General features: G+C 71.7%; 11 protein-coding genes and 2 pseudogenes. 9 read left to right on the top strand and 4 right to left on the bottom strand.

What is annotated here, in order from left to right; translation table 11 throughout:
• Positions 1–89: 89 nt before the first annotated feature.
• Positions 90–719 (bottom strand): hypothetical protein, encoded by a 630-nt coding sequence (locus tag ACWZEH_RS04560; RefSeq protein ID WP_456195829.1) that lies wholly within the window; start codon positions 717–719, stop codon positions 90–92.
• Between the two features lie 422 nt (positions 720–1,141).
• On the opposite strand from ACWZEH_RS04560, the gene ACWZEH_RS04555 reads away from it, so the two are divergent.
• The 7 genes and pseudogenes from ACWZEH_RS04555 to ACWZEH_RS04525 all read left to right on the top strand — a co-directional run bounded on the left by ACWZEH_RS04555 (position 1,142) and on the right by ACWZEH_RS04525 (position 10,133).
• Positions 1,142–4,099, top strand: coding sequence for a sensor histidine kinase (locus tag ACWZEH_RS04555; RefSeq protein WP_456195827.1), 2,958 nt, complete (start codon positions 1,142–1,144; stop codon positions 4,097–4,099).
• Positions 4,100–4,111: 12 nt separating this feature from the next.
• Positions 4,112–4,546 (top strand): roadblock/LC7 domain-containing protein, encoded by a 435-nt coding sequence (locus ACWZEH_RS04550; protein WP_456195826.1) that lies wholly within the window; start codon positions 4,112–4,114, stop codon positions 4,544–4,546.
• A 9-nt stretch (positions 4,547–4,555) separates the two neighbouring features.
• Positions 4,556–4,951, top strand: coding sequence for a DUF742 domain-containing protein (locus tag ACWZEH_RS04545; RefSeq protein WP_456195824.1), 396 nt, complete (start codon positions 4,556–4,558; stop codon positions 4,949–4,951).
• Between the two features lie 24 nt (positions 4,952–4,975).
• Positions 4,976–8,671, top strand: a complete 3,696-nt coding sequence (locus tag ACWZEH_RS04540; protein WP_456195822.1) for a hydantoinase B/oxoprolinase family protein — start codon at positions 4,976–4,978, stop codon at positions 8,669–8,671.
• Positions 8,652–9,251: pseudogene (locus ACWZEH_RS04535) on the top strand (GTP-binding protein); the annotation flags it as partial. The gene ACWZEH_RS04540 and the pseudogene ACWZEH_RS04535, both read left to right, overlap by 20 nt.
• Positions 9,248–9,541: pseudogene (locus ACWZEH_RS04530) on the top strand (M15 family metallopeptidase); the annotation flags it as partial. The pseudogenes ACWZEH_RS04535 and ACWZEH_RS04530, both read left to right, overlap by 4 nt.
• A 55-nt stretch (positions 9,542–9,596) precedes the next feature.
• On the top strand, positions 9,597–10,133 hold the full coding sequence (locus ACWZEH_RS04525; protein WP_456195820.1) for an NUDIX domain-containing protein: 537 nt from the start codon (positions 9,597–9,599) through the stop codon (positions 10,131–10,133).
• A 23-nt stretch (positions 10,134–10,156) separates the two neighbouring features.
• Here ACWZEH_RS04525 and ACWZEH_RS04520 read toward each other — a convergent pair whose 3' ends face one another.
• Complete coding sequence (locus ACWZEH_RS04520) at positions 10,157–12,523, bottom strand: glycoside hydrolase family 31 protein (protein WP_456195818.1); 2,367 nt, start codon at positions 12,521–12,523, stop codon at positions 10,157–10,159.
• Between the two features lie 212 nt (positions 12,524–12,735).
• On the opposite strand from ACWZEH_RS04520, the gene ACWZEH_RS04515 reads away from it, so the two are divergent.
• Both ACWZEH_RS04515 and ACWZEH_RS04510 read left to right on the top strand, forming a co-directional pair.
• Positions 12,736–14,703, top strand: coding sequence for an acetoacetate--CoA ligase (locus ACWZEH_RS04515; protein ID WP_456195816.1), 1,968 nt, complete (start codon positions 12,736–12,738; stop codon positions 14,701–14,703).
• A 99-nt stretch (positions 14,704–14,802) separates the two neighbouring features.
• Positions 14,803–15,690, top strand: coding sequence for a hypothetical protein (locus ACWZEH_RS04510; RefSeq protein ID WP_456195814.1), 888 nt, complete (start codon positions 14,803–14,805; stop codon positions 15,688–15,690).
• Positions 15,691–15,787: 97 nt separating this feature from the next.
• Here ACWZEH_RS04510 and ptsP read toward each other — a convergent pair whose 3' ends face one another.
• Positions 15,788–17,458 (bottom strand): phosphoenolpyruvate--protein phosphotransferase, encoded by a 1,671-nt coding sequence (gene ptsP / locus ACWZEH_RS04505; RefSeq protein ID WP_456195812.1) that lies wholly within the window; start codon positions 17,456–17,458, stop codon positions 15,788–15,790.
• A 76-nt stretch (positions 17,459–17,534) separates the two neighbouring features.
• Positions 17,535–17,984 (bottom strand): PTS sugar transporter subunit IIA, encoded by a 450-nt coding sequence (locus tag ACWZEH_RS04500; protein WP_456195810.1) that lies wholly within the window; start codon positions 17,982–17,984, stop codon positions 17,535–17,537.
• Positions 17,985–18,048 lie beyond the last annotated feature (64 nt).

Genomic DNA, 18,048 nt, shown 5'->3' with positions numbered 1-18,048 from the left:
CGGGCAGCCTTTCCCCGGTGCCCGGTGCCCGGTGCCTGACCGCGTGTCCCGTAGGGCGGCGGAGCGCCAGGGGCAGAGGCAGGGCGGGATCAGGGGTGGGACAGCTGACCGGTCCCGCCGTCCTGCCGGCGTATTCGCGCCTGCGCACGCTGCGCGGACCGTTCCTGACGACGGGCACGGCGCCGCTCGCGCCGCAGGGCCCGCGCGGTGCTGCTGGGTGCGGACACCACGCCGTTGCGCTGGTTCCAGACCTGGCGGGTCACCCACACGTCGAGGACACCCCAGGTGGCCAGGATGGTGCTGACGACACTGCTGATGACCATGGGGAACGCGAGCCAGGAACCGGCGAGCGTGCAGAGGAAGGCCACCATGGCCTGAATCAGCGTGATCGCGACGATGACGACCGCCCGCACGGCCGACGTACGCACCGGATCCGGCAACCGGCGCCGCCGCGCGGGCTCCTCGGCCCACAACGGCCGGTGGTTCGGCCGTCGGCGGGCCTCGGTCCGGGCGTCGTTCCCACCGGCCGTTCCGGCAGGCGGTGTCCCGGTCACGCCCGCCGACACCCGGTCGCTCCCGTTCGCCGGAACGTCCTGGGTGCCGGCCGCCCCTCTTCCGGCCGCGGGGGCGCCGCGGTTCGGAGTCCCGGCATCCGGCCGCTCCACCACCTGTGCCACCGCGTCGCCCTCGGGTGACCTGTACCGCTCCGCCGTGCCCATCAACGTGTCACTCCCCACCGCCGGCAGACCGCTTCCCTGGATCCGCGAGGACCCGGCTCCCCAACGACTGCCCGGCTTGCACTGATTTACGCCGCCCGGATAACGGGACGTGGCTCCTGTGGCCGATTCCGCCCTCATCGCCCCCAGGGAAGGACGAACGGCACGTCACAAAGATTCCCGAGCAAGGAAAGGAATCGGCCAAACCCTACCCGCGGGCGTTACGGCCCAGGCCGTCGGCCCCCCTGTGAACCGGGAGTCAATCTCACGCAATGCCCGGACAACTCACCATGTCTCGCCGTCGGTGCGGAAGTTCGGATTCCGGAGAGCTCTTCGAGTTGGCCGTGGCGCGGTAGTAGGCTCGCGCCGTTTGTTGACGCACATGTGTGCTCCTGGCTGCCCCGGGAGCCGAGCTGGGGGAGGCCATGCGCTTTCGCGGGGAGTCCATCCGCCGGAAGATCGTGGCGCTGCTTCTCGTGCCGCTGGTGTCCCTGACGACGATCTGGGCCTTCACCACCGTACTGACGGGCCGTGAGGCAAGCCATCTGTTCGATGTGTCGTCGGTGATGGAAGAGGTCGGGTACCCCGTTGAGGACACCGTCCGCGTCCTCCAGCAGGAACGCCGTCAGACCCTCGTCCATCTTGCCGACCCGCGTGCCTCCGACGGGCTCGCCGCACTCCGCCGCAGCCGGGTCGCCACCGACAGGGCGGTCGACAGCGTGCGGGAGAACGCGGCGAACCCCGATGTGCGAGACGCGATGGGACAGGACACCGAAGCGCTGAACGCGGTACTGGACTCCCTCGAGGGCATCGAGTCCCTGCGCCGCAGTGTCGAGGACGGCACCGTCGACCGCTCCCAGGCCCTCGACCTCTACAACGGGCTGGTTGACCCGTGCTACATCCTGTTGGCCGATTTGCACGTGGTCGACGACGTCGGGCTGGACAAGCAGTACCGCGCCCTTGTCAGTCTCGCCCGCGCCCGTGAACTCCTCGCCCGCGAGGACGCCCTGCTCGGCTCCGCCCTCATCGTCGGCACGCTCTCCCCCTCCGAGGTCCGTGACGTCTCCGACTTCATGGCCCAGCGCACGCTGCTGTACGACGTCGGTCTGCCGCAGCTGCCCGCGTCGGAACGGGACCGCTACGAGAGCTTCTGGAGGAACGCGGCGTCCGCTCCGCTGCGGGTCGCCGAGGAGGCGGCCGTCTCCTCGGGCACCGGACCGCCCCGCGGGATCACCGCGAAGAGCTGGGACACCGCGGCCGGTCATGTGCTCGAGGAACTCGGTACCCTCAACGACCAGGCGACCGACCGCTACCAGGACCGTGTCCGGCCCGTCGCCATGGGCGTCATCACCCAGGCCGTCGTCGCCGGCCTCCTCGGGCTGGCCGCCCTGCTGGTCTCGCTCGTCCTGTCCGTGCGTGTCGGCCGCGGCCTCATCCGAGACCTGCGGCAACTGCGCCTGGAGGCCCACGAGGCGTCCGGTGTGCGACTGCCCGGTGTGATGCGCCGCCTCTCTGCGGGCGAACAGGTGGACGTCGAGACCGAGGTCCCCCGCCTGGAGTACGACAGGAACGAGATCGGCGAGGTCGGCCAGGCACTCAACACCCTGCAGCGCGCCGCCGTGGAGGCGGCTGTCAAACAGTCCGAACTGCGCTCGGGCGTCTCGGAGGTCTTCGTCAACCTCGCCCGTCGCAGCCAGGTCCTGCTGCACAAGCAGCTCACCCTGCTCGACACCATGGAACGCAGGACCGACGACACCGAGGAACTCGCCGACCTGTTCCGCCTGGACCACCTCACCACCCGCATGCGCCGGCACGCCGAGGGCCTGGTGATCCTGTCCGGCGCCGCGCCCTCCCGGCAGTGGCGCAAGCCCGTCCAGCTCATGGACGTCGTGCGCGCCGCCGTCGCCGAGGTCGAGGACTACGAGCGCATCGAGGTCCGCCGGCTGCCGCGGGTCGCCGTCACCGGCCCCGCCGTGGCCGACCTGACCCATCTGGTGGCCGAACTCATGGAGAACGCCACGGTGTTCTCCCCGCCGCACACCGCCGTCCAGGTCCTGGGGGAGCGCGTGGCCAACGGCTTCACCCTGGAGATCCACGACCGGGGTCTCGGCATGGCCGCCGAGGCGCTGCTCGACGCCAACCTGCGGCTCGCCGAGACACCGGAGTTCGAGCTCTCCGACACCGACCGGCTCGGACTGTTCGTGGTCAGCCGTCTCGCACAGCGGCAGAACGTCCGGGTCTCGCTGCAGCCGTCCCCCTACGGCGGTACCACCGCGGTCGTCTTCATCCCGGACGCGCTCCTCACCGACGACGTCCCCGACACCAACGGCGTCGGCTTCCGTCTCGACCGGCCCCGGCGCGCCAAGGACAGGGAGCCGGAGGACAGCCGCCGTCTCGCGCTCTCCCAGGTGCCCGCCCAGCTGCCCGGACTGCCCGCCTCGCTCCTGGACGGCCCGGTCGAACTCGAGGCCCCCGTCGATCTGGACTCCCTCGACGACTACCCGGGCGCGCCCGCGGACGAGGATGACGAGCACGGCGGCCTGTTCGGTCACCACCGCTCCCCGTCCCGCGCCAAGGGCGAGCGGCCGGGCCGCCGCCGCGAGCCCCAACAGCAGGCCCCCGGCAAGGGCAACGGCGTCGGACCGGACCTGGACAGGGAAGGACGGGCGCAGGTGCCGCTCCCGCCGGCCCGCAGGGGAACGCCCAAGCTGGTCAGCTCCCACGGACGCCCTGTCGGCGACGAGCACGCCCGCCGGGAGCGGACGGACCAGGAGACCGGTACGTCGTCCACCCGCCCGGAGCAGGAACCGGCGCCCGTACCGCCGACCCGCCGCCGCGGTGAGCAACCTTCGCCGGACCGGGGCCCGGAACCCTTCGACGGTGAGAAGCCGCCGCCCCTGCCCGCCCGCCGGCGGGGAGCGGCGTCCCGTCCCCGGATCGGCGCACGCGCCGAGGACCGCCCCGCGGACCAGGCGCCCCACGGCCCTGCCCGGGGCGGCGGCCCCGTCCCCCCGGCCGCCGGTGACTTCCCGGGAGGCCCCGCACACCCCGCGGTCGCGGCGGACGCCCGCCAGGAGCACTCCGCGGCGGACCCGGCGGCGGAGCCGGGCTCCGGCAGCGCCCCGCAGGACACGGGGGCCGGCGGCCCGGCCGACACCGCGTCGCTGCCCCGGCGCGTACGGCAGGCCAGCCTCTCCCCTCAGCTCAAACGAAGCGCGCCACGACGGAACGAGGGGAGATCCCAGCCCGTCGAACGGGACGCGGAGGAAGTGCGCAGCCGCATGGCCTCACTCCAGCGCGGCTGGCAGCGCGGCCGTGAGGAGAACGCCGCGGGCGACGACGCCCCCGGCGGGACAGCACCAGGAACGACCAGGAACGACTAAGGGGGACGGTCGATGACCGCACCGCACACGACCGGCCACGCCGACGAGGGCAAGGGGGAGCTCAACTGGCTCCTCGACGACCTGGTGGCCCGCGTCGCGAGTATCCGAAAGGCCGTCGTGCTCTCCGGCGACGGCCTCGCCACGGGGGCCTCCCAGGACCTCACCCGCGAGGACAGCGAGCATCTGGCCGCCGTCGCCTCCGGGTTCCACAGCCTCGCCAAGGGGGTGGGCCGGCACTTCGAGGCAGGCAGCGTCCGCCAGACCATCGTCGAACTCGACGAGGCGTTCCTGTTCGTCACCGCCGCCGGGGACGGCAGCTGCCTCGCCGTATTCGCCGATGCCGACTCGGACGTCGGGCAGGTCGCCTACGAGATGACCCTCCTGGTGAAGCGGGTCGGTCCGCATCTGGACTCCGAACCGCGTACCGATCTGCCCCCGGGCGGGTAGTGGGATGGCATGAGCGCTGACGGCGAGGGAAGAAGCCACTGGTTCGACGACGATGCCGGACCGGTGGTCCGTCCGTATGCCATGACGCGGGGCCGCACCTCGAGTGCGGCCCAGCACCGCCTCGACCTGATCGCAGTGGTCGTCACCCGACCCGACGCCGACGATCCGGAGACGGACCCCACACTCTCCCCGGAACACGTGGACATCGTCGAACTGTGCCGTACCGCTCCGCAGACGGTCGCGGAACTCGCGGCGGAACTCGACCTGCCGATCGGAGTGGTGCGCGTCCTCGTCGGCGATCTCGTCGACCTCGAATCCGTCCACGTGAACCGGCCCGTTCCCCCTGCCGAACTGCCGGACGAGAGTATTCTGCGCGACGTGATCAACGGCCTCCGGGCGCTGTGAGCGGCACGGAAGCGAGGTACTGACGTGACAGGCTGGCAGTTCTGGGTCGACCGAGGCGGCACCTTCACCGACATCGTCGCCCGTCGCCCCGACGGGCGGCTCCTCACCCGCAAACTACTGTCGGACAACCCGGCCCTCGACCGGCCAGGACCTCCTCCCGGCGGGGCGGGACCCGCCGCCGACGCGGCGGTTGCGGGCGTCCGCGAACTGCTGGCCGGCTCCCGCGCTCCCGTCGAGTCCGTACGCATGGGAACCACGGTCGCCACCAACGCCCTCCTGGAGCGCGCCGGCGAACGCACTCTCCTGGTCATCACCCGAGGCTTCCGCGACGCCCTGCGCATCGCCTACCAGAACCGCCCGGCCATCTTCGCCCGCCACATCGAACTGCCCGAGATGCTGTACGAACGGGTCGTCGAAGTGGACGAGCGCGTCGCCGCCGACGGCACCGTCCTGCGCGCCCCGGACCTCGACGCCCTCTGCGGGCCGTTGCACCGGGCCCACGCCGACGGCATCCGCGCCGTTGCCGTGGTCTGCATGCACAGCCACCTCCATCCTGCCCACGAAAAGGCGGTCGGGGAACTCGCCGCCCGCATCGGCTTCCCGCAGATCTCGCTGTCCAGCGAGGTCAGCCCGCTGATGCGACTCGTCCCGCGCGGGGACACGGCCGTCGTCGACGCCTACCTCTCGCCCGTGCTGCGCCGCTACGTCCGGCAGGTGGCCGACGCACTCGAGGGCGTACGGCTGATGTTCATGCAGTCCAACGGCGGCCTCGCCGAAGCCGCGCAGTTCCGTGGCAAGGACGCTGTCCTGTCCGGGCCGGCCGGCGGCATCGTCGGGATGGCCCGCATGTCGCAGCTCGCCGGCTACGACCGGGTCATCGGCTTCGACATGGGCGGCACCTCCACCGACGTCTCCCACTTCGCCGGGAACTACGAACGCGTTTTCACCACCCGGATCTCCGGTGTCCGGCTGCGCGCGCCCATGCTGGACATCCACACCGTCGCCGCCGGCGGCGGCTCGGTCCTTCACTTCGACGGCTCCCGCTACCGCGTGGGCCCGGACTCGGCCGGCGCCGATCCCGGCCCCGCCTGCTACCGGGCCGGCGGACCGCTCGCCGTCACCGACGCCAACGTCATGCTCGGACGCATCCAGCCCGCACACTTCCCCGCGGTGTTCGGCCAGAACGGCGACCAGCGCCTCGACGCCGGACTCGTCCGCGACCGCTTCACCACCCTCGCGCGCGAGATCCGCGAACAGACCGGCGACGACCGCACCCCGGAGCAGGTCGCCGAGGGCTACCTGCGGATCGCCGTCGCCAACATCGCCGCCGCGGTGAAGCGGATCTCCGTCCAGAAGGGCCACGACATCACCCGTTACGCCCTCACCACCTTCGGCGGTGCGGGTGGACAGCACGCGTGCGGGGTCGCCGACTCCCTCGGCATCCGTACCGTCCTCGTGCCCCCCATGGCGGGTGTCCTCTCCGCACTCGGCATGGGCCTCGCCGACACCACGGCCATGCGCGAACACTCCGCCGAGGCACCCCTGGAGCCCGCCGAGATGCCCGGCATCCACCGGCTCGCCGACGACCTGGAAGGGGCGGCCCGCACCGAACTCCTCGCCGAGGACGTCCCCGGGGACCGGATCGAGGTCACCCGGCGCGCCCAGCTCCGCTACGACGGCACCGACACCACCCTCACGGTCGAACTGACCGACCCCACCGCCATGCGCCGCGCCTTCGAAGAACGTCATCGCGCCACCTACTCCTTCACGCTCGACCGCCCGATCGTCGTCGAGGCCCTCTCCGTCGAAGCCACCGGCATCACCGAACCCCCCGATCTCTCCGCCCTCGCCCCTTACGAAGGCCGCCCCGCCGCTCCGCGCTCCGTCCGCCTCCACACCGGCGGCACCTGGCGCGACGTCCCCCTCCACCGTCGTGAGGACCTTCCCCCCGGCGAGGCGGTCGCCGGCCCGGCGATCATCACCGAGGACGGCGCCACAACCGTCGTCGACGAAGGCTGGCGGGCCGCTCCGAACCAGGACGGGCATCTGGTCATGGAACGCGTCGCCGTTACGCGGAGTTCTGTCCCCGACACGGAACCGGACAGGGGATCCGGCCCGGAAGCCGACCCGGTGATGCTTGAGGTCTTCAACAACCTCTTCATGTCCATCGCCGAACAGATGGGCGCCCGCCTCGAGTCCACCGCCCAGTCCGTCAACATCAAGGAGCGCCTGGACTTCTCCTGCGCCCTCTTCGACCCGGACGGAAACCTGGTGGCCAACGCCCCCCACATCCCCGTCCACCTGGGGTCGATGGGCGCCGGCGTCAAGGAGGTCATCCGGCGGCGCGGCTCCACCATGCGCCCGGGTGACACCTACGCCGTGAACGACCCGTACCACGGCGGTACCCATCTACCCGACGTCACCGTGATCACCCCGGTCTTCGACACCGGGCACGCCGACACCACGCGGGGTGACGGAGAGGTCCTCTTCCACGTCGCCTCTCGCGGCCACCACGCCGAAATCGGCGGCATCGCCCCGGGGTCCATGCCCGCCGACAGCCGCAGCATCGACGAGGAAGGCATCCTCTTCGACAACTGGCTGCTCGCCGAGAACGGCCGGTTCCGCGAGGAGGAGACCCTCAGCCTCCTGACCGACGCCCGGTACCCCTCCCGCAACCCGCAGACCAATCTCGCCGATCTGCGCGCCCAGATCGCCGCCAACCAGAAGGGCGTCGACGAGGTCGGCCGGATGATCGGGAACTTCGGCCTCGACGTGGTCCAGGCGTACATGCGACACGTCCAGGACCATGCCGAGGACTCGGTACGCCGCGTGATCGACGCCCTCGAAGACGGCGAGTACGCCTACGAGACCGACTCCGGCGCCGTCATCCGTGTGAGCGTGCGCGTGGACCGTGCGGACCGCTCCGCCACCATCGACTTCACGGGCACCGCAGCACAGTTGCCCACCAACTTCAACGCCCCCTTCTCGGTCGTCAACGCGGCGGTCCTGTACGTCTTCCGCACTCTGGTCGGCGACGACATTCCGCTCAACGACGGCTGTCTGCGGCCGCTGCGGATCATCGTGCCGCCCGGCTCCATGCTGGCGCCCCGGCCACCCGCCGCCGTCGTCGCGGGCAACGTGGAGACCTCCCAGAGCATCACCGGCGCCCTCTACGCGGCGCTCGGCGTCCAGGCCGAGGGATCCGGCACCATGAACAACGTCACCTTCGGCAACGCCCGCCATCAGTACTACGAGACAGTCGCCTCCGGCTCGGGCGCGGGGGACGGCTTTCCCGGAGCGCCCGTCGTACAGACCCACATGACCAACTCGCGCCTCACCGACCCCGAGGTCCTGGAATGGAGGCTGCCGGTCCGTATCGACGCGTTCGGCGTACGCGAGGGCAGCGGCGGAGCAGGCCGGTGGCGCGGCGGGGACGGCGCGGTCCGCCGCATCCGGTTCCTGGAACCCATGACCGTTTCCACACTGTCCCAGCACCGCAGGATCCCCCCGTACGGTATGGCGGGCGGTGCGCCCGGGGCGCTCGGCGCCAACCGGATCGACCGCGCGGACGGTGGCGTCACCACACTCGACGGCAGCGATTCGGCGGACGTCCACCCCGGCGACGTACTCGTCATCGAAACCCCCGGCGGTGGCGGCTACGGTCCACCGCAGGACCTTCACCGAGCAGGAGAAAAGTACGATGATCTTCGGGCGTTCTGAGCGCGGCAAGCCCCCGGTCGAGCCCGTCACGCTCAAGATCCTGGTGGCCGGCGGCTTCGGCGTGGGCAAGACCACGCTCGTCGGCGCGGTCAGTGAGATCAGGCCGCTGCGCACCGAGGAACTGCTCACCGAAGCAGGGCGCCCGGTCGACGACCTCAGTGGGGTGGAGGCCAAGAACACCACCACGGTGGCCATGGACTTCGGCCGCATCACGCTTCGCGAGGACCTGGTGCTGTATCTCTTCGGCACGCCCGGCCAGGAGCGGTTCTGGTTCATGTGGGACGAGCTCGCCGAGGGCGCCCTCGGCGCCGTCGTCCTCGCCGACACCCGGCGGCTGGAGGACTGCTTCGCGGCCGTCGACTACTTCGAGCGGCGCTCCATACCGTTCCTCGTCGGCGTCAACTGCTTCGAGGGAGCCGCGCGTTACCCGGCCGAGGACGTCCGCCGAGCACTCGATCTCGACCCGGACGTACCACTCCTGATGGGCGACGCCCGGGACCGCGAGTCGGTCAAGACGGTCCTCGTCGGCGTCGTCCAGCACGCCATGGCACAGGCGGCGCAGCGCCGCCAGGCCGTCACCCCGGAGAACCCCTCGCCCCTTGCTTCGCGGACCGGGGCGAGCGGTTCCCCGACAACTCGGTCGACATGGGCACCGGTTACGACTGCTTCGACACCCTCAGCCACACCCGCGACCCCCGCATAAAGGGTGAGCAGCGGAGCAACCGGTCACTCCTCGAGAACACCCTGGGAAACCCCGGCTTCGTGAGCCCGGCCGAGGGATGGTGGCACTCCACCTTCAAGCTGGAGGCCGGTTCCGGCACCCACTTCGACTTTCCGGTCTCCCGGAGGTCACTCACCGGCCACCGCTGAACGGCCCCGGACAGTCCCTGGAGACGCCTCCACCCCGATCGGCTACAGTCCGCGCGTGCCCATAACCCAGACCCCCGGCCCTGATCCCGTGCCGGACTCCCACTGTTCGAGCTGCGGCACGCCCTTCGGTGAGGGCGTCCCGGGCCGGCCCCGCACCTGCCCGGCATGCGGCACCGCCGCCTATCGCAACCCGCTGCCGGTCGCGGTCGCCCTCCAGCCCGTGTACGACCCGAAGGGCACCGCCCTCGTCGTCATCACCCGGACCATCGCCCCCGCGAGCGGAGGAACAGCCCTGCCCGGCGGCTACATCGACGACCGGGAGGACTGGCGCCGGGCCGTCGTCCGCGAACTCCAGGAGGAGACCGGCATCGACGCGGCGAGCCGGGACGTACGGCTCGCCGACGCCATGAGCTCGCCCGACGGACACCTGCTGCTGTTCGGGCTGCTCCCGGAACGTCCCGCGGAAGGGCTGCCACCGTCGGACGCCACGGACGAGACGGAGGGCTGGCACCTGCTGCGGCGCGCGGAGGAACTCGCCTTCCCGCTGCACACGCGTGCCGTGCGGGCCTGGTTCGAGGGCCGGTACATCTGACGCGACGCCGCGTCCCGCCCCGCTCAGCCGGGCCCGAGCCCGCGGACGCGCACCGGGTGGGGGAGGCCGCAGGTGCCGTCCCCGCCCTCCCGCTCGACGACGATCCGGGAGCCCGTCCAGCGGGTGGTGTACCGCTCGAGGTCCGGCTCCTCCCAGCCGTCGCCGGCGTCCGCGACGACCGTCCCGCCGCCGGCCCGCCCCCTGAGGGGCGCCCACACCTCCAGTTCCAGCCCGCCGTCCTCCCCGCGCACGGGAATGACGGCGCCCGCGCGGGCGAACACCGGAACGCGGTCCAGGGGCGTGTCCACCACCACCTGGGCAGGCCCGTCGAACACCCGGTCCGTCGCCGTCTCGTACCAGCGCCCGCCGGGCAGCCGCACCGTGCGCCGCTCCACGCCAGGATCCAGCACCGGTGCCACCAGCAGGCTGTCGCCCAGCAGGAAGGCGTCCTCGCAGTCGCGCAACTCCCGCTCCTCCGGCGCCGACCACCACAACGGCCGCACATAGGGGGCCCCGGTACGCCGGGCCAGATGCGCCAGAGTCACGAAGTACGGTTGCAGCCGCCGGCGCTCGACGAGAGCCGCGCGTATGTGCGCCAGCACCTCGGTGCCGGACTCCCACGGCTCCCTGTACCCGGTCCCCGCCCCCGCGCGGGTGCGGAACAGCGGCAGATGGGCGCCCAGCTGGAGCCACCGCAGATACAGCTCGGGAGAGGGGTCCCCGCCGGCGCCGCCGACGTCCGGCCCCGCGTACGGGACCCCGCACAGCCCGAGCCCCAGTACCAGGGCCAGCGACGCCCGCAGTCCGGGCCAGCCCGGGGCCACTTCCCCCGACAGGATCCCGCCGTAGCGCTGTACGCCGGCCCAGCCCGAGCGGGAGAGCAGGAACGGCCGCTCCCCGGGCAGCAGCGCCCGCAGTCCCTCGTGAGCCGCCCTGGCCATGCACAGTGCGTACACGTTGTGTGCCTCGCGATGATCACCGTCCAGCCCGTCCAGGGCGTGGCGGGCCGATCGGGGGAGCGTCGGCTCCCCGAACGCGGTGAACGACGTCGGTTCGTTCATGTCGTGCCAGAAGCCGGCGAACCCCTGTTCCAGCCGCTCCGCGTACAGATCGCCCCACCACGCACGCACGCGCGGGTGGGTGAAGTCGGGGAAGACCACGTCCCCGGGCCAGGACACACCCTGGACGACATCTCCCGACGCGTCGCGCACGAACGCGTCCCGGGCCGTCCCCGCGTCGTACACGGCATGGCCGTCCCCGGCAGGGACCGCAGGACCGACGACCGACACCAGCCGGATCCCGTCCCGCCGCAGCTCGTCGGCCAGGGCCGGCAGCTTGGGGAACCGCTCCTGGTCCATGGTGAACGCCCGGTGGGCCTCGTGGTGGCCGCTGCCGAGGTGGACGGCGTCGAGCGGCAGCCCGTGCTCCTGAAAGCCGGCGACGGTCCGCCGCACCTCCTGCTCACCGCCGTCGCCCCACCGCGCGTGATGATGTCCGAGGGCCCACGCGGGCGGCAGCGCGGGCGCACCGGTCAGTGACGCCCAGGCGAGCAGCACCCGCGCGGGAGTGCCCACCATCACCCAGCAGCGCAGCGGGCCCCCGCCCATCCGCAGTTCACAGGTCCCCGCCCGGTCGTGCCCGGATCCGGCGCCCTCCGCCCCCTCCCGCAGCGTGACGGTGCCGTCCCACGAACTGTCGTGGAACGCGAGATGCGCGCCCGCGTCGGCCACCACCAGCTGCACCGGCATCGTGACGGGCGACGAAGCGTCGCCCGTCACGATGCCGCGACCGGGACCCGTGTTCCACAGCCGGTAGGTACCGTCCCGCAGCCACGGCCCCGACGCCCGTCCGCCGAGCCCGAAGAACCGGGCGTCGGCACGTACCTCGGACCGCTGCATCCAGCGTGCCGGGCCTCCTGCCACCGGCTCCCACCACCGCGGCGGCAGCTCCCGACGCAGCACCACGCCCCCCGGAGTGAGTACCTCCACCGCGCCGTGTCTCGAGACGGCGACCGTCACCCGCTCGGCGACCACCCGCCAGCCGCCGTCGGTGTCCGGCTCCAGCACCGCTCGCGGATCCGGGTCGGGGCAGCGCCCGGCCAGCGCGTACGACGGCTCCGGAGCCGCCCCGTCCCAGCCCCAGAAGACGGCTCCGCTCACGGCGACGCGGATCCGCAGCTCGGAACGGCCGAACCGCACGACACCGCCTCCGGGCCCGGGATCCACCTCCCGCACAGTCCCGGGAGTGCGCGCGCGCTCCGCCCCGCGGGGCGGCAGCCCGGTGGCATCCGCCCGCCGCCTGCGCCACGCTGCCCGTACGGTACGCAAACCCTGTGCCGTCCCCACCGAGCCGACCGACCTCACCGAACGCACCAGGTCACGACCGTCCATGGTGCTCACCCTGCCACCGCCGGCACCCCGCAGGCGTGTCGTTCAACTGCCGTTCACCCATGACCGGACCACATCTTCACGACCGGGACCATGTGGGCCGTGCCCTGGTACGGAAGACGATCACGTGGCATCGTCCCTGTCAGCCGCGTCACGCGCACACCCCAGCCCGTGCGCGCAGGACGCACACGACGCGCACAGTCCGGGAGCCGCCCATGTCGACCGTGAACCCCCAGCCGCTCTGGCGGCCAGATCCGGAACGCACCGCCCGTGCCCGGATCACCCACTTCCGCACATGGGCGGCCGAGCACCACGGAGCCCCCGCCGAGGGCGGCTACGCGGAACTGCACCGCTGGTCCGTGGACGAGCCGGAAGCCTTCTGGAAGGCCGTCACGGAATGGTTCGACGTCCGTTTCTCGACCCCCTACGCACGCGTGCTGGGCGACCGCTCGATGCCCGGCGCCCAGTGGTTCCCCGGTGCCACCCTCAACTACGCCGAACACGCCCTCCGCGCGGCCGCGACCCGCGCGGGGCAGCCGGCGCTCCTCCACGTCGACGAGACCCACGACCCGAGGCCCGTCACCTGGACCGAGCTGCGCCGTCAGGTCGGCTCCCTCGCAGCCGAACTGCGCGCCCTCGGCGTACGTCCCGGCGACCGCGTCAGCGGCTACCTGCCCAACATCCCGCAGGCCGTCGTCGCCTTCCTGGCCACCGCGGCCGTGGGCGGCGTGTGGACCTCCTGTGCGCCCGACTTCGGCGCCCGGAGCGTCCTCGACCGCTTCCAGCAGGTCGAACCGGTCGTCCTGTTCACCGTCGACGGCTACCGCTACGGCGGCAAGGAGCACGACCGCCGCGACGTCGTCGCCGAACTGCGCCGGGAACTGCCCACCCTGCGCGCCGTCGTGCACATCCCCCTGCTCGGCACGGATGCCCCCGACGGCACGCTCGACTGGCAGGCCCTCACCTCCGCGGACACCGAACCGGTCTTCGAGCAGGTGCCCTTCGAACACCCCCTCTGGGTGCTCTACTCCTCCGGCACCACCGGGCTGCCGAAGGCGATCGTCCAGTCCCAGGGCGGCATCCTGGTCGAACACCTCAAGCAACTCGGACTCCACTGCGACCTGGGCCCCGAGGACCGCTTCTTCTGGTACACGTCGACCGGCTGGATGATGTGGAACTTCCTCGTCTCCGGCCTGCTCACCGGAACGACGGTCGTCCTGTACGACGGCAGCCCCGGCTACCCGGACACGGGCGCCCAGTGGCGGATCGCCGAACGCACCGGAGCCACCCTCTACGGCACCTCCGCCGCCTACGTCATGGCCTGCCGCAAGGCGGACGTGCACCCCTCGCGCGACTTCGACCTCTCGGCGGTGCAGTGCGTCGCCACCACCGGCTCCCCCCTGCCGCCCGACGGTTTCCGCTGGCTGCACGACGAGGTGCGCGACGACCTGTGGATCGCCTCCGTCAGCGGTGGTACGGACGTGTGCTCCTGCTTCGCCGGTGCCGTACCCACCCTTCCCGTCCACGTCGGTGAGCTGCAGGCACCCTGTCTCGGCACCGACCTGCAGTCCTGGGACCCGAGTGGCAGGCCCCTGACCGACGAGGTCGGCGAGCTCGTGGTCACCAACCCGATGCCGTCCATGCCGATCCACTTCTGGAACGACCCCGACGGCAGCCGCTACCACGACAGTTACTTCGACACCTACCCCGGCGTCTGGCGGCACGGCGACTGGATCACCCTCACCTCCCGGGGTTCCGTCGTCATTCACGGCCGCTCCGACTCCACGCTCAACCGCCAGGGCGTCCGCATGGGGTCGGCGGACATCTACGAGGCCGTCGAGCGCCTTCCCGAGATCAAGGAATCCCTCGTCATCGGCATCGAACAGCCCGACGGCGGTTACTGGATGCCCCTGTTCGTCCACCTGGCACCGGGCGCCGTGCTCGACGAGGACCTGGCGGGCCGCATCCGGCGGACCATCCGCGAGGAACTCTCCCCACGCCACGTACCCGACGAGATCATGGAGGTCCCCGGCGTCCCGCACACCCTGACGGGCAAACGCATCGAGGTTCCGGTCAAACGCCTTCTCCAGGGCACACCGCTGGAGAAGGCGGTCAACGCCGGCTCCGTCGACAATCTGGAGCTCCTCACCTTCTACGAGGACCTGGCCCGCAAACGAGCCTGAACCCGCCCCGGCCTCCGGGTCCCGGCCGCCCGGCCGGAGGCCGGTGTCAGTGCCCCCGGTTACTGTGAGTGAGCATTGATCGACCGTGCAGGGGGAGACATGACGTACACCGACCGCCGAACCGTGCGACGCGTCCTGCGCCGCGAAATCGCGGGCACCATCGGGCTGCTCACCGACGAACACGACTTCCGCGTCATGCGGCACTACCGGAGCTTCACCTTCGACGACCACCGCACGTACCTCGAGCACGTGGAGGCCCTCCTCAGGGCCCGTGCCCGGCAGGGCAGCCACACCACACTGGCCCTCTTCGACCCCGAGGAGTACGCGGAGTTCTGCGCACAACGCGGCCTCGACCCGGACAGCCATGCCAGCCGCACCCGCTTCACGGCCGAACTCGCGGCCACCGGACCCACCGTCTCCTACGAGGGGCAGCCCCTGACCGATCTCCTGCCCGCCCTCGTCGACGAGGGCGTCCGCCGGGCGACCTGGGAGTACGCGGCCATGCTGCTCACCCGTCTCGGCGCCTGCCCCTCGTGCGGAGAGGACCTGGGAGGCGAGGCCTTCGCCCGCGCCTCCCGGCTGATCGTCCGCATCCTCGAAACGGCAGGTCCTGGAAGCCGGCATCTCGTCTGCAGCGTCGCCGGACCACCCGAGACCCTGGTCGCAGTCCTCCACGCGGACGACAAAGGCGGACGTCTCGAACTGGACGACGCCGAGATCCTCGAATTCACCACGGTGCTGGCCGTCGGTCTCGCCACCGACAGCCCGGGCGGACTCGTCATGCGGACCACCACCCCGGACGCCCCCGACCGCATTCACGGCTGGCGATTGCGCGCCCACGGCCTCGAGCCCCTCACCGCGGGCGAGGTGTTCGACGCCTACTGCACCGACGTGGAATCGGGAGATCTCATCTCGCCGGAATCCAACGTCGACTACTGCGAGCCACCCGACCTGGGGGAAGGCCCGCCTCCGAGCCACCACCACTGAACCCCGAACGGAAAGCGGAGATCAAGGAAAGGGGCGCCCCCCGAGTGGAGCGCCCCTCCGGAACGGCGGCGGTCGTCCGCGCGCCCGCCGCCTCCTGCTACTCGCCCGACAGCACGGCCTGAGCGGCCCTACGGGCCTCCTCGGCGCTGTCCGTCGCACGGGCCGCCGCCGCGGCCCGCTCGCACTGCGCCAGAGTGAACTTCGCCAGCGCCGCCCGCACATAGGGAATGGACGCCGCACCCATGGAGAGGGAGGTGACACCCAGACCGGTCAGCACCGAAGCGAGCAGCGGGTCGGACGCGGCCTCACCACAGACACCACAGCTCTTGCCCTCGGCCTTCGCGGCCTCCGCCGACAGCGCGACCAGGTCGAGCAGCGCGGGCTGCCACGGATCCTGCAGCCGGGACACCGCACCCACCTGACGGTCCGCGGCGAACGTGTACTGCGCGAGGTCGTTCGTCCCCAGCGACAGGAACTCCACCTCCTGCAGGATCGAGCGCGCCCGCAGCGCGGCCGACGGAATCTCGACCATCGCGCCGAACTTCGCGTGCAGGCCCGCCTCACGGCACGCGTCGGCGAAGGCCTTGGCATCCGCGCGGTCCGCCACCATCGGGGCCATCACCTCAAGGTGGACGGGCAGCCCCTCCGAGGCCTTGACCAGAGCCGACAGCTGGGTACGCAGCACTTCCGGGTGGTCGAGCAGCGACCGCAGACCGCGTACGCCCAGTGCTGGGTTCGGCTCATCCACCGGGGTGAGGAAGTCCAGCGGTTTGTCCGCGCCCGCATCCAGCACCCGCACGACCACACGGCCCTCGGGGAACGCTTCGAGCACCTGACGGTAGGCCGAGACCTGCTTCTCCTCGGAGGGAGCGTTCTTGCTGTCGTCCAGGAAGAGGAACTCGGTACGGAAGAGACCGACGCCCTCCGCGCCCGCCTCGACCGCGGCCGGCACGTCCGCCGGACCGCCGATGTTCGCCAACAGCGGCACCGTGTGACCGTCCGCGGTCACACCGGGGCCGGTCGACGCGCCCAGCGCCGCCCGGCGCTCGGCCGCCGCGGCTTCGAGCCGCCCCTTCTTCTCCTCGCTCGGGTTCACGAAGATCTCACCGGTACTGCCGTCGACGGCGATCAGCGTCCCCTCGGCGAGTTCACCGGCACCGGGCAGGGCCACCACGGCGGGCACACCGAGCGCCCGAGCCAGGATCGCGCTGTGACTGGTGGGTCCCCCTTCCTCGGTCACGAAACCGAGCACCAGGGCCGGGTCCAGCAGCGCCGTGTCCGCAGGCGCGAGGTCACGGGCCACCAGGACGTAGGGCTCGTCGCTGTCCGGGACACCCGGCATCGGCACGCCGAGCAGCCGGGCGACGATGCGGTTCCGCACGTCGTCGAGGTCGGCCACACGGCCTGCCAGATACTCACCGGCAGCGGCCAGCAGTTCGCGGTACGCGGCGAACGCGTCGTACACCGCACGCTCGGCGGTACTGCTTTCGGCGATGCGACGTTCCACGTCCGTCATCAGCTCGGGGTCCTGGGCCATCATGGCCTGGGCCTCGAGCACCGCCTGGGCCTCTCCGCCCGCCAGGTTGCCACGCGCCATCAGATCGGCCGCCACTGCCTCCACGGCCTTGCGGGCGCGCCCCTGCTCACGCTCCGCCTCCTCGGTCGGGATCTGCCTGGCCGGCGGCTCGAGCACCGCCGTTCCCATGTGCCGAACCTCGCCGATCGCCACACCGTGGCTCACACCGACGCCTTGCAGCGTTGTCTCCATCTCACTGTCTCCGGTAGTGCGGCGTTTCCGCCGCCGTGTGGGTTGCCCTGCCGGCCGTCGGGAGACGGCACCGGTGTCACTTCCAGAGGAAGAGGCGTTCGCCGGCCCTCACCTCGCTGTCGTCGCGCAGTTCGGAGAGGGCCTCCACCATGGCGTCCAGGGCCACGACCGGGCACACCGGGGACTTACCGGAGGCCTCGACCGCGGCAGGGTCCCAGTGCACGACGCCCTGGCCGCGGGTCACGGTGTCGCCCTTGTTGACGAGCAGTTCGAAACCGTCACCGTTGAGCTGCACGGTGTCGATGCCGAGATGGGTGAGCACGCCGTGCCCGCTCTCGTCGACCACGACGAACGCGTGTGGGTGCAGAGAGACGACGACACCGTCGACGGGTGAGACAGCCGTGGAGGGCTCCCGTACGGGGTCGATCGCCACACCCGGGCCGACCATGGCTCCGGAGAAGACGGGATCGGGCACGGAGTCGAGTCCGATTGCCCGTCCTGTGAGCGGGGACGTCACGGTGGTCATGGGAAGCCTCCCAGGGGCGGAGATTCATAGGGGCCCGTCACGGTCGGTCTCGGACGGCGCACTG

Source organism: Streptomyces yamdrokensis, from assembly GCF_053890455.1.
Note: the sequence above shows the minus strand (reverse complement) of the source record. Positions and strands in the feature narration are given on the sequence as shown.